Origin of the sequence: Streptomyces sp. NPDC000594 (assembly GCF_040299965.1) — a bacterium.
Taxonomy (GTDB): domain Bacteria; phylum Actinomycetota; class Actinomycetes; order Streptomycetales; family Streptomycetaceae; genus Streptomyces.
In genome coordinates this window covers 30,569-42,252 of sequence record NZ_JBEPCY010000028.1, presented here as the reverse complement: position 1 = coordinate 42,252, position 11,684 = coordinate 30,569, and the positions used below count along the sequence as shown (strand labels likewise).

Genomic DNA, 11,684 nt, shown 5'->3' with positions numbered 1-11,684 from the left:
TTCGAATGATTGTGAGGTTCGACCGACTGTGAGGGACGACGTGTCCGCACCCCCGACCGCACCACCGTCCGCACCCGACGCCCATGACATCCTCGACCCGTCGACCGGCGAGCGGATCGCGACCGTACCGGCGACCACCCCCGCCGAGGTCGACGCCGCCGTCACCCGCGCCGCCCGCGCCCAGCGCCTCTGGGCCGCCCTCGCCCCCGCCGACCGCGCCCGCGCGCTGCGCCGCTTCGCCGCCGCCGTCGACGGCGCCGCCGAGGAACTGGCCCTGCTGGAGGTCCAGGAGGCCGGCCACACCATCGGCACCGCCCGCTGGGAGGCGGCCAATGTCCGCGATGTCCTCGACTTCGCGGCGGGCGGCGTCGAACGGCTCAACGGCCGGCAGATCCCCGTACCCGGCGGACTCGACATCACCCTGCTGGAACCCCTCGGCGTCATCGGGGTCATCGCGCCCTGGAACTACCCCATGCCCATCGCCTTCTGGGCCACCGCCCCCGCCCTCGCCGCCGGGAACGCCGTCCTCCTCAAGCCCGCCGAGACCACCCCGCTCACCGCGCTCCGCCTCGCCGGGCTGGCCCTGGCGGCGGGCCTGCCCGAGGGCCTCTTCCAGGTCCTCCCCGGCGCCGGGCCGGTGACCGGGACCGCCCTGGTCGACCACCCCGGAGTGGCGAAGATCGTCTTCACCGGCTCCACCCGGGTGGGCAAGGAGATCATGGCCCGCTGCGCCGCGCGGGTGAAGCGGGTCACCCTGGAACTCGGCGGCAAGAGCCCCAATATCGTCTTCGCCGACGCCGACCTGGAGGCCGCGGCCGCCGCCGCGCCCATGTCCTTCCTCGACAACAGCGGCCAGGACTGCTGCGCCCGCAGCCGCATCCTGGTGCAGCGCTCCGTCTACGACCGCTTCCTGGAACTGCTCGCCCCCGCCGTCGAGTCCGTGGTGGTCGGGGACCCCCGGGACGAGAAGACCCAGATGGGCCCGCTGATCTCGCGGCTCCAGCTCGACCGGGTCACCTCCCTGGTCGGCCCGGAGCCGGCCGGGATCCGGGGCAGCGCCCCCACCGGCCCCGGCTTCTGGTTCCCGCCGACCGTGCTCACCGGACTCGCGCCGGACGCCCCCGCCGTCCGTGAGGAGATCTTCGGACCGGTCGCCGCCGTGCTGCCCTTCGAGGACGAGGAGGACGCCGTCCGCCTCGCCAATGACACCGCGTACGGGCTCTCCGGCTCCCTCTGGACCCGTGACCTCGGCCGCGCCGTCCGGGTCTCCCGCGCCGTCCAGGCCGGGAACCTCTCCGTCAACTCCCACAGCAGCGTCCGCTACTGGACCCCGTTCGGCGGCTACAAGCAGTCCGGGCTCGGCCGGGAACTCGGCCCCGACGCCCTCGCCGCGTTCACCGAGACCAAGAACGTCTTCTTCAGCACGGAGGCCTGAACCCCATGACCGAGCCCACGACCGAGCCCACGACCGAGCCAGTCTGCCGCCGCCTGGTCGGCCGTACCGCCGTCGTCACCGGAGCCGGCAGCGGCATCGGACTCGCCACCGCCCGCCGGCTCGCCGCCGAGGGCGCCAACGTCGTCTGCGGCGATATCGACGCCACCGCGGGCAAGGCCGCCGCCGAGGCCGTCTCCGGCACCTTCGTCCAGGTCGACGTCACCGACGCCGAGCAGGTCGAGGCGCTCTTCAGGACCGCGTACGAGACCTATGGCTCCGTGGACATCGCCTTCAACAACGCGGGCATCTCACCCCCCGACGACGACTCCATCCTCACCACCGGTCTGGACGCCTGGAAGCGCGTCCAGGACGTCAACCTCACCTCCGTCTACCTCTGCTGCAAGGCCGCCATCCCCTATATGCGGCGCCAGGGCCGGGGCTCGATCATCAACACCGCCTCCTTCGTCGCCCGGATGGGCGCCGCCACCTCGCAGATCTCCTACACCGCGTCCAAGGGCGGCGTCCTCGCCATGTCCCGGGAGCTGGGCGTTCAGTTCGCCCGGGAGGGCATCCGGGTCAACGCGCTCTGCCCCGGCCCGGTCAACACCCCGCTGCTCCAGGAGCTGTTCGCCAAGGACCCCGAGCGGGCCGCCCGCCGGCTGGTGCACATCCCGGTGGGGCGGTTCGCGGAAGCGGAGGAGATCGCCGCCGCGGTGGCCTTCCTCGCCAGTGACGACGCCTCGTTCGTGAACGCCGCCGACTTCCTGGTGGACGGCGGGCTCTCCGGGGCGTACGTCACCCCGGTGTAGCGGTAGTGGGGCGGGGGCGGGGGGCTACAGAAACGTCTGCCCCTCGCCCCGGTAGGTGGGGACCGTCGCCGTCACCCGGTCCCCCTCCACCAGACACAGCGCCGCGAACCGCTCGCACAGCTCCCCGGCCTTGGCGTGCCGGAACCACACCTTGTCCCCGATCAGCAGATCGTCGGCGGCGGACCCAAGGAGCGGGGTCTGCACCTCGCCCGCGCCCTCCCGGGGGTCCAGCCGCAGCCCCCTCGGCAGATACGGCACCGGGGCACGGTCCGGGCCCGTCGCCCCCGACGCCGGATAGCCGCCGCCGAGCACCGTCACCGCGCCGACACCCGGACGGCGCACCACCGGCTGGGCGAAGAGCGCCGCCGGGCGGCCCGTGTACGAGGAGAAGTCGTCGAACAGCCCCGGCTGATAGAGCCCGGAGCCCGCCGCGACCTCGGTCACCGCCGGCTCCGCCACCGTGGACTGCACACTGCCGGTGCCGCCGCCGTTGACGAACTCCAGCTCCGGGGCGACCGCCCGGACCGCGCGCACCGCCTCGGCCCGGCGCGCCGCCAGCTCCTGGCGGGAGACCCGCTGGAGGAGCCGTATCCCCAGGGACCGCACCGCCGCGCCGGGCACCCGGTCGGGGACGCCCGCGATCTGGGCCTCGTACCCCATGACGCCCACCAGCCGGAAACCCGGCCGCCGCACCACCGAGCGGGCCAGCCCGGCGAGGTGCGCCGGTGCGTGCAGCGGTGAGCGGCGCGATCCGATCCGTATCCGCCCGCCCAGCAGGCGCAGCGCCGTGTCCAGCTCCAGACAGACCCGTATCTCCTCGGAACCGCCCGCCCGTGCCGCCTCGATGAGGTCGAGGTGCGCGGGGTCGTCCACCATCACGGTCACGGCGGCGGCGAGCCGGGGGTCGCCCGCCAGTTCGGCGAGGGCGGCACGGTCCGTGGTGGGGTAGGCGACCAGGAGGTCCCGCACCCCGGAACGGGCCAGCCAGAGGGCTTCGGCCAGGGTGAAGGCCATCACCCCGGAGAAACCTTTCATCGAGAGCACCCGGTCGAGCAGCGCCCGGCACCGCAGCGACTTGCTCGCCACCCGGATCGGCTTGCCGCCCGCCCGCCGGACCAGATCCGCCGCGTTGGCGTCGAACGCCGCCAGGTCCACCAGGGCCAGCGGGGCGTCGAGATGGGCGGTGGCCCGGTCGTAACGGGCCCGGTCCAAGGCGTGCGGCGTCATGCGGAGAGCCTGCCAGACAGGGCTACCGGGTGGTAGGGGGATGTTCTGGGCAGATCACCATGGAGCCCGGGACACGGTCCCGCCAGGAGCGTTCCAGCCCGTAGAGTGACGCGGGAAGCGTTGGCGGACCGGTCTGTTCGGACAGTTCGGATGGTTCGGACGATTCGGATGGTCCGGGTCCGGGCAGGAGGAGGACGGCCGGCGCGGGTGGTGCGGAGACGGGGGGCGGCATGAGTACGGGCACACCACGCCCCGGGCGTCCCGACGGTGCCCCGGACCGGGTGACCGGAGAGCGGCCGCCGTCCCCGGTGCCGGGTGAGCCGGGCGTACGCGCCCCGCAGCAGCGTCGCCCGTCCGGGTCGGAGCCCGAGTGTCCGGGCCCCCGGGCGGGGGCCGTGCCCACGGCCCCGGACATGCCGCCGATACGGCCGGCCGCCGGAGCCCCGTGGGCCGGGGCCGACCGCGCCGGACGCGCCTCGATACGGCCGGGTGCCGGACCGCTGCCGGACGAGACCGCCCCCGCGCGCCGTACCGGCCGAGGCGGCTCCCCGCGCCCGGCGGCGATTCCGCCCCCGCGCACCGACATAGCCCCCGCCGCCCCTCCCGCCCCCGCGTCGGGCCGGGACCCCTTCCCCCGCGACCCGGCCCCCCGTACGCCCCCCGCCGGCCGCGCGTTCCCCCCGGGCCCCCCGGCTTCGCCCCGGCGCGGTACCCCCGACGGCGCTCCCGGTACGCCGGGTGGGCGCCTTCCCCGCCCGCGCGGAGGCCTGTCCGCACCGGGCCCGGTGGCCCGTGACGGCGTCGCGGACCCGCGGAGTTCATCCGGTACGGGTGGCGCCTTCCCCCATGGCGGCGCGGGCCCGGTGGGCCCGGGACGGCCCCGTGGTGCGGATGGCGTCGCCGGTACGCCGGGTTCATCCGGCACGGGTATGGCGGGCCGTGTCCCCGGTCCGCAGGGCTCGCCCGCATCGGCTCCCGGCCGGCGGAACGGCGCTTCCGGTACGGGGAGTTCGCCCGAGGCGTCCGACGGGGGCGGCCCGGGCGGTGCGCCCGCCCGGGGCGGGTACCCGCAGGATGCGGACGGCCCGTCAGGAGCGCGGCCCCGGCCGCTGCCGCCGGGAGTCGGCCCGTACGGCGAAACCGCCCACGGCGACCCATGGAGACCGGCCCGGCCCGGGGCCGGACCGCTGCCCGCCGAAGGGGCGTACCCCCGCACCGCGCGGACCACCGCACACCCCGGTACCGCACCCCTGCCCGGATGGGCCACCGCCGAGTACCCCGCCGGGGCCACCGGCGCCCGCCCGCGCCGCCCCCGGGGCCGGGCCTCCCTGCGTACCCTCGCCGCCGTCGCCTGCGGCCTGCTCGGCCTCGGCCTCATCGGCGGCGCCGCGACCGACGCCTGGCTCACCGCCGACTCCAGCGCCGACACCACCGCGGGCTCCGCCTACCCCACCGCCCGCACCCTGTGGCACACCGCCCCCGTCGACTCCCTCTTCCCGCGCACCCTCGACGGCGAGGGCGCCGGTCCCGGCCGGGCCGACCGGGTCTGGACCAGGATCGCCGTCGCACCCGACAGCACCTGCGCCGGCCAACTGCCCCCCGCGCTGCTGACCACCCTGCGCCCGGTCGGCTGCGCCCGGCTGCTGCGGGCCACCTACACCGACGCCACCGCCAGCCATGTGACCACCGTCGGCCTGGTCTTCACCGAGGCGGACGCCACCGCCATGCACGCCCTGAACGGCCGTTTCGACGCCGACGACCTGGACCGGAACCCGGAGCTGATGCCCCGTACCCTCCCCGCCGTGGACACCGTCGCCGAGCGGTTCACCGCCGCCCAGCGGGCGAGCTGGACCCTGGAGGTACTGACCGACGCCCCCGTGGTGGTGTACGCGGTCTCCGGCTTCACCGACGGCCGGGTCGTCCCGCTGCCGCAGCCCGCCGACGACGCCCGGGCCCGGGGCGCGACCACGGCACCCGCCCAGGCGGGGCTCGGCCATGAGGCCCAGGGTGTCGCGGACGCCGTCACCCGCGCCCTGCGCTCGGGCGTCCGCGAGGCGACGGCGGACGCCCGGTGACCCCCGCCCGCCCGCCGCGCCGCAAGGCCGCCGCCGCCCTGCTCACCGCCGCCGTGCTCACCCTGCTGTCCGCCGCGCCCGCCCGCGCCGACGGCACCGGCATCCGCCCCCAGCAGTGGGGGCTCGACGCGCTCAACACCGAGGAGGCGTGGCGTACCACCAAGGGCGCGGGGGTCACCGTCGCCGTCCTCGACACCGGTGTGGACGACCAGCACCCCGACCTGGTGGGCAATGTCCTGCCCGGCAAGGACCTCATCGGCTTCGGCGCCGGCCGGGGCGACCGCCCCTGGGCCCGCCACGGCACCGCGATGGCCGGGATCATCGCCGCCCACGGCCATGGCCCCGGCCATATGGACGGGGTCATGGGCATCGCCCCCGAGGCGCGGATCCTCCCCGTACGGGTGATCCTCGAAAGCGGTGACGCCGCCCGCGAGAAGGCCCGCGGCTCCCGGGGCACCGCCCTCGCCGAGGGCATCCGCTGGGCCACCGACCAGGGCGCGGACGTCATCAACCTCTCCCTCGGCGACGACAGCGAGTCCGCGCACGCGGAGGCGGGGGAGGACGCGGCCGTCCAGTACGCCCTCTCCAAGGGCGCGGTGGTCGTCGCCTCCGCGGGCAACGGCGGTGAGAAGGGGGACCGGGTCTCCTACCCCGCCGCCTATCCCGGGGTGATCGCGGTGACCGCGGTCGACCGCTTCGGCACCCGCGCCTCCTTCTCCACCCAGCGCTGGTACGCCACGGTCAACGCCCCCGGCGTCGATGTGATCATCCCGGACCCGGACCGCAAGTACTACCAGGGCTGGGGCACCAGCGCCGCCGCCGCCTTCGTCTCCGGCGCGGTGGCACTGATCCGCTCCGCGTACCCGGATCTGACCCCGGCCCAGGTGAAGACGTTGCTCATGGAGACCGCCCGGGGCGGCCCCGAGGGCGGGCGGGACGACGCCAAGGGGTACGGGATGGCCGACCCGGCGGCGGCCCTCGCGGCGGCGGCCCGGATCGAGCCGGCCGACCCCAAGCGGGCCACCGCGGGGTACACCAAGCGCTACTTCGGGTCCGGGCCACCGGACGACCCGCCCTCCGCCGAACCGGCCGGCTGGCTGGGCCCGCTCGCCGGGGGCGCGGGCGCCGTCGCCCTCGCCGCCGCCGTGCTGCTCTGGCGCACCTCCCGTACGGCACGGCCCGCCGGCTGACCCCCGGGTGCCGGGCCCGAGGAGCGGTCAGGGTGCGCCCAGCGCCTCCCGGACGGCCGTCTCCACCGCCGCCACCCCCGCCTCCATCGTGGGGTGCCCCTCGGAGAGCACCGCTATCGGGCGCCCCCCGGCGGCCCGCCCCACCGAGTGGACGACCCAGAGCCCGGTGGCCCGCATCGGCATCCAGCCGTTCTTGAGCGCCCAGCCCGCCCCGGCGGCGGAGACCCCCCAGGACTGGCCGGGGTCTACCGCCGCCATCAGCCCGGTCAGCGCGGCCAGTTCGGGGAAGCGGCCGTCGAAGACCGCCCGCATCAGGGTGAGCTGGTCCCGGGCGGTGGTCCGGGTCATCCCCCAGGCGCGATCGGCCCGGGTCCCGGTGAGCCCCAGCCGGGCATGGGCCGCGTCCAGACCGTCCGGGCCGCCGATGGTGGCGTACAGCTCGGTGGCGGCGTCGTTGTCGCTGCGCACGATCATCGCGTGGGCCAGCTCCCGCTCCCGTACGTCCAGGGGGCGGTCCTGCTGGAGTCTGGCGGCGAGGATGGAGACCTTGACGATGCTGGCCGAGGGGTAGGCGCGGCCGTCGTCACCCTCGGAGCGGCCGGCCAGCGCCACGGAGACAGAGGCAGTCATGACCGGGAGGTTAGGGCACCGCCGCCGCCCGCTGAAGCCCCGCACGGGCCGAGGCCCCCGAGTCCGCCGAAGCCCCGGGTCCGCCGGAGCCCCGCACGGGCCGGGGCGGCCCCGGCCCCGGCCACCGATCATGGGCGGGTCCGCCCCGGGCGCCGGCCCGTTCCCGGGGCGGACTACGCTCGACGCGTGGAGCTCAAGAACATTCCCGACCCCGGCTTCTCCGACGACGACGGGACCGCCGACCCCGCGCTGACCGGGGCCCTCGCCGCCTGGGCGGTGGACCGTACCGCCGAGCGGCCGGTGCTGGAGGCCCTCCAGGGGGCCCGGCTGCTGGTCCCGGTGGTGGCCCTGCTCGGTGAGGTCGAGGTCGACGAGAACGGGCTGCGGCGGGAGAAGACCAGCGAGATGGCGGTGCCCACGCTGACCGCCGGGGACCGCCGGGCCCTGCCCGCCTTCACCTCGATGGAGTCGCTCGCCCGCTGGGACCCCCAGGCCCGCCCGGTGGCGGTGCCGCTGCGCCAGGCCCTCCAGGCCGTCGCCCATGAACAGGCCGACACCCTGGTCCTGGATCTGGCCGGGCCGGTCCCGTACCAGCTGACCGGGGTGGCGCTGCGGGCCCTGGCGGAGGGGCGCACCAGCGCCGACCCGCTGGACGACCCGGCGGTGACGGGTGCCGTGCGCGAGGTGGTGGCGGCCGAGTCCGCCGTGGCCCGGGCCCATCTGGGGCCGGGCAGCGCCGACGGCATCCTCGCCCTGGTGCTCGCCCCGGACGCGGTCCCGGTGGAGGCGGTACGCCGGGTCGCGGGGGCGCTGGCGGGCCACGATGTGCTGAGGGCCCGCCTGGTGCGGGGCCTCGACCTGGCACTGCTGCCGGCCGGGGCCACCCCTCCGGGCGAGCCCTTGTTCGTACGGGAGTGAGCCCCCGGGCCCCTGATCCACCGGGGCCGGGCTCCTCGGCTGTCGGCCGTGGGCCGGACCGCCGCTAGCCGTAGACCGGACCGGTGTACTTCTCGCCCGGTCCCTGCCCCGGCTGGTCCGGTACGAGGGACGCCTCGCGGAAGGCCAGCTGGAGCGACTTCAGCCCGTCACGCAGCGGCGCCGCGTGGAAGGAGCTGATCTCCGTGGTGCTCGCGTCCAGCAGCCCGGCGAGGGCGTGCACCAGCTTGCGGGCCTCGTCCAGATCCTTGTGCTCGGCGCCGTCCTCGGTGAGCCCGAGCTTGACGGCGGCGGCGCTCATCAGGTTCACCGCGACCGTGACGATCACCTCCACGGCCGGGACCTCGGCGATGTCGCGGGTCAGGGCGGTGAAGTCGGGGGCCTCGGCGGGCTCGGCGGAGGCTGCGGTCGGGGTGGTGTCGCTCATGCCGCCCACGATAGGCCGACCCGCCCGGGGGGCCGCCATCCGGGTGGCGGCCGGGCGGCGCCGGGATGTCCCGTTAGCGCCCACCCCGGGGAGCTGCTAACCTTGTGTGACGACCGGCTGGACATCTATGTGCCCAGCCCACAAGTGGAGGCTCCGTTCTCCCACCTTGCCGCCCTCCGGGTGGCGGGTCACCGGTCAGGTGGCACCCATCGTTCCGTACGGACGATGGACGCCCCCTCGATATGCGCCCCGCGGTTGGCCGCGGCGGTGTTCCGGTAGTGATGGAGCATCCGCCTGTGTCCCGTCCGGGGCATTTTTTCGTGTTCTGGCGCGGCTGGTCTTACCAAACAGACGTTGCGCGGTCGGCTGCCATTCGGCCGCGTGGTGCTACCGAGGAGGATCCATCAGCGCAGAGCCCCGCATCAACGACCGGATTCGCGTTCCGGAAGTGCGGCTTGTCGGTCCCAGCGGTGAGCAGGTCGGAATCGTTCCGCTCGCCAAGGCACTGGAGCTGGCACAGGAGTACGACCTTGACCTGGTCGAGGTCGCGGCGAACGCCCGGCCGCCCGTGTGCAAGCTCATGGACTACGGGAAGTTCAAGTACGAGTCGGCCATGAAGGCCCGTGAGGCGCGCAAGAACCAGGCGCACACGGTCATCAAGGAGATGAAGCTCCGGCCGAAGATCGACCCGCACGACTATGACACCAAGAAGGGTCATGTCGTCCGGTTCCTCAAGCAGGGCGACAAGGTCAAGATCACGATCATGTTCCGTGGTCGTGAGCAGTCCCGCCCCGAGCTTGGCTTCCGTCTGCTCCAGCGTCTCGCTTCCGATGTCGAGGACCTCGGATTCATCGAGTCGAACCCGAAGCAGGACGGCCGGAACATGATCATGGTTCTTGGCCCGCACAAGAAGAAGACCGAGGCCATGGCCGAGGCGCGTGAGGCCCAGGCCGCACGCAAGGCGGAGGCCAAGGGTCTGCACACCGAGGCCGAGGCCCCGGCCGAAGCACCGGTCGAAGCGCCGGTCGAGGACGAGGTTTCCGGGGAGTGATCCCGCCGGGCCGCCGCAAGGGGGCCCCGGGTTCCGCCCGGATCCAGACATCAAGCATCTGACGCTCCCCGCACGCGGTGCCCGCGCACCGGGGGAGCGCCACTGACGAGGAGATAACGGCGCGATGCCGAAGAACAAGACGCACAGCGGTTCCAAGAAGCGCTTCAAGATCACCGGCACCGGCAAGGTGCTCCGTGAGCGCGCCGGCAAGCGCCACCTGCTGGAGCACAAGCCGTCCACGCTGACGCGCCGCCTCACGGGCACCGCGGAGATGGCTCCGGGCGACGCCAAGAAGATCAAGAAGCTTCTCGGCAAGTGACGTCCCGGCCCGCGCCCTCCGGTGATGGAGTGCGCAGGCCCGCAGGACAGTCAGGACCGGGACCTATTCGAACTCGGGTCGGGTGGCCTCAGGGTATGAGCACCGACCCCGCTACAAGGAGTTAAACAAGTGGCACGCGTCAAGCGGGCAGTCAACGCCCACAAGAAGCGCCGGGCGATCCTGGAGCAGGCCAGCGGCTACCGCGGTCAGCGTTCGCGCCTGTACCGCAAGGCCAAGGAGCAGGTCACCCACTCCCTGGTCTACAACTACAACGACCGCAAGAAGCGCAAGGGCGACTTCCGTCAGCTCTGGATCCAGCGGATCAACGCCGCCGCTCGCCAGAACGGCATGACGTACAACCGCCTCATCCAGGGTCTGAAGGCCGCCAACGTCGAGGTGGACCGCAAGATCCTGGCCGAGCTGGCCGTCAACGACGCCAACGCGTTCGCCGCGCTGGTCGAGGTCGCGCAGAAGGCCCTCCCGGCCGACGTCAACGCGCCGAAGGCCGCTGCCTGAGCCTCCCGCCAGGTGTGAGCTTCCGGACCCGCAGGCCCTCGGGCCTGCGGGTCCCGTGCGTCTGACACCCCGCGCGCCGGCACCCGGTGCGCACGGGCGGCCCCGGTGTGCCCGGCTGCCCGCGGGCCCGCACCGCCCTCCGGCCCCGGGTCGCCCCATCGCCCCGACGAACCGTGCCGCCGAACCGTGCCGACGAAAGTGAGTCCATGGCCGCCCCCGAGTTGATCTCCCCGCGCTCCCCCCGGGTCGCCGCCGCCCGCCGGCTGGCGAAGCGGAACTTCCGCGGCAAGGACCGGCTGTTCCTGGCCGAGGGGCCGCAGGCCGTCCGGGAGGCCGCCACGCACGCCACCGCCGGGGTGCCGACCCTGACCGAGCTGTTCAGCACGGTGGAGGCGGCCGAGCGGTACGCGGACATCCTGGGCGCCGCCGAGGCCGCCGGGGCACGGGTGCATCTCGCCGACGAGGCCGTGATCGCCGATATCTCCACCACGGTCACCCCGCAGGGCCTGGTGGGCGTCTGCCGCTTCCTGGACACGCCGTTCGACGCCGTGATCCGCTCCCGGCCCACGCTGGTCGCCGTCCTCGCCAACGTCCGCGACCCGGGGAACGCCGGAACCGTCCTCCGCTGCGCCGACGCCGCCGGGGCCGACGCCGTGGTCCTCACCGACGCCTCCGTGGACCTCTACAACCCCAAGGCCGTCCGCGCCTCCGTCGGCTCCCACTTCCATCTCCCGGTGGCCGTCGGGGTCCCCGTGGAGCGGGCCGTCCAGGGCCTGCGCGAGGCCGGGGTGCGCATCCTCGCCGCCGACGGCGCGGGCGAGCACGACCTCGACGCCGAGCTGGACGCGGGCACCATGGGCTCGCCCACCGCCTGGATCTTCGGCAATGAGGCCTGGGGACTCCCGGCGGAGACCCGTGCCCTGGCCGACGCCGTCGTACGGGTTCCGATCCACGGAAAGGCCGAGAGTCTGAACCTCGCGACCGCCGCGGCCGTTTGTCTGTATGCCTCGGCGCGCGCCCAGCGCACCGGGGGCGCGCGCTGAACCGCGAGGGGCTCACGGGAACAAGC

12 protein-coding genes are annotated in these 11,684 nt (G+C 74.6%); 9 read left to right on the top strand and 3 right to left on the bottom strand.

Annotated features, from left to right (window positions below; genetic code table 11):
- Nucleotides 1-28: 28 nt before the first annotated feature.
- Complete coding sequence (locus ABT354_RS28650; RefSeq protein WP_351498975.1) at nucleotides 29-1,435, top strand: aldehyde dehydrogenase family protein; 1,407 nt, start codon at nucleotides 29-31, stop codon at nucleotides 1,433-1,435.
- A 5-nt stretch (nucleotides 1,436-1,440) separates the two neighbouring features.
- Nucleotides 1,441-2,244 (top strand): 3-oxoacyl-ACP reductase, encoded by an 804-nt coding sequence (locus ABT354_RS28645; protein ID WP_351498973.1) that lies wholly within the window; start codon nucleotides 1,441-1,443, stop codon nucleotides 2,242-2,244.
- Nucleotides 2,245-2,268: 24 nt separating this feature from the next.
- On the opposite strand, the gene ABT354_RS28640 is transcribed toward ABT354_RS28645, so the two are convergent.
- Entirely contained in the window at nucleotides 2,269-3,471 is a 1,203-nt protein-coding gene (locus tag ABT354_RS28640; RefSeq protein ID WP_351498971.1) for an amino acid deaminase/aldolase, read from the bottom strand.
- Nucleotides 3,472-4,400: 929 nt separating this feature from the next.
- Here ABT354_RS28640 and ABT354_RS28635 point away from each other — a divergent pair.
- Nucleotides 4,401-5,546: a hypothetical protein gene (locus ABT354_RS28635; RefSeq protein ID WP_351498969.1), complete on the top strand. Its 1,146-nt coding sequence runs from the start codon at nucleotides 4,401-4,403 to the stop codon at nucleotides 5,544-5,546.
- A complete protein-coding gene (mycP, locus tag ABT354_RS28630; protein WP_351498967.1) occupies nucleotides 5,543-6,736 on the top strand; it encodes a type VII secretion-associated serine protease mycosin in 1,194 nt (397 codons plus the stop codon). Before ABT354_RS28635 ends, mycP begins: the two co-directional genes overlap by 4 nt.
- Before the next feature lie 27 nt (nucleotides 6,737-6,763).
- Here mycP and ABT354_RS28625 read toward each other — a convergent pair whose 3' ends face one another.
- The gene (locus ABT354_RS28625; protein ID WP_351498965.1) at nucleotides 6,764-7,366 is read right to left on the bottom strand and encodes a serine hydrolase; all 603 of its coding nucleotides are present in this window, start codon (nucleotides 7,364-7,366) and stop codon (nucleotides 6,764-6,766) included.
- Nucleotides 7,367-7,552: 186 nt separating this feature from the next.
- On the opposite strand from ABT354_RS28625, the gene ABT354_RS28620 reads away from it, so the two are divergent.
- On the top strand, nucleotides 7,553-8,284 hold the full coding sequence (locus ABT354_RS28620; RefSeq protein ID WP_351498963.1) for an SseB family protein: 732 nt from the start codon (nucleotides 7,553-7,555) through the stop codon (nucleotides 8,282-8,284).
- A gap of 64 nt (nucleotides 8,285-8,348) precedes the next feature.
- Here ABT354_RS28620 and ABT354_RS28615 read toward each other — a convergent pair whose 3' ends face one another.
- Entirely contained in the window at nucleotides 8,349-8,729 is a 381-nt protein-coding gene (locus ABT354_RS28615; protein WP_351498962.1) for a DUF1844 domain-containing protein, read from the bottom strand.
- A 334-nt stretch (nucleotides 8,730-9,063) separates the two neighbouring features.
- Between ABT354_RS28615 and infC the strand changes: the two genes are divergently transcribed.
- From infC to ABT354_RS28595, 4 genes are all read left to right on the top strand, one after another.
- On the top strand, nucleotides 9,064-9,780 hold the full coding sequence (gene infC / locus ABT354_RS28610) for a translation initiation factor IF-3 (RefSeq protein ID WP_351499076.1): 717 nt from the start codon (nucleotides 9,064-9,066) through the stop codon (nucleotides 9,778-9,780).
- Between the two features lie 124 nt (nucleotides 9,781-9,904).
- Nucleotides 9,905-10,099, top strand: coding sequence for a 50S ribosomal protein L35 (rpmI, locus tag ABT354_RS28605; protein ID WP_073920388.1), 195 nt, complete (start codon nucleotides 9,905-9,907; stop codon nucleotides 10,097-10,099).
- 129 nt (nucleotides 10,100-10,228) lie between these two features.
- Nucleotides 10,229-10,615, top strand: coding sequence for a 50S ribosomal protein L20 (rplT, locus tag ABT354_RS28600; protein ID WP_323448328.1), 387 nt, complete (start codon nucleotides 10,229-10,231; stop codon nucleotides 10,613-10,615).
- A 206-nt stretch (nucleotides 10,616-10,821) separates the two neighbouring features.
- Nucleotides 10,822-11,658, top strand: a complete 837-nt coding sequence (locus ABT354_RS28595) for a TrmH family RNA methyltransferase (RefSeq protein ID WP_351498959.1) — start codon at nucleotides 10,822-10,824, stop codon at nucleotides 11,656-11,658.
- The last annotated feature ends 26 nt before the right edge of the window (nucleotides 11,659-11,684 follow it).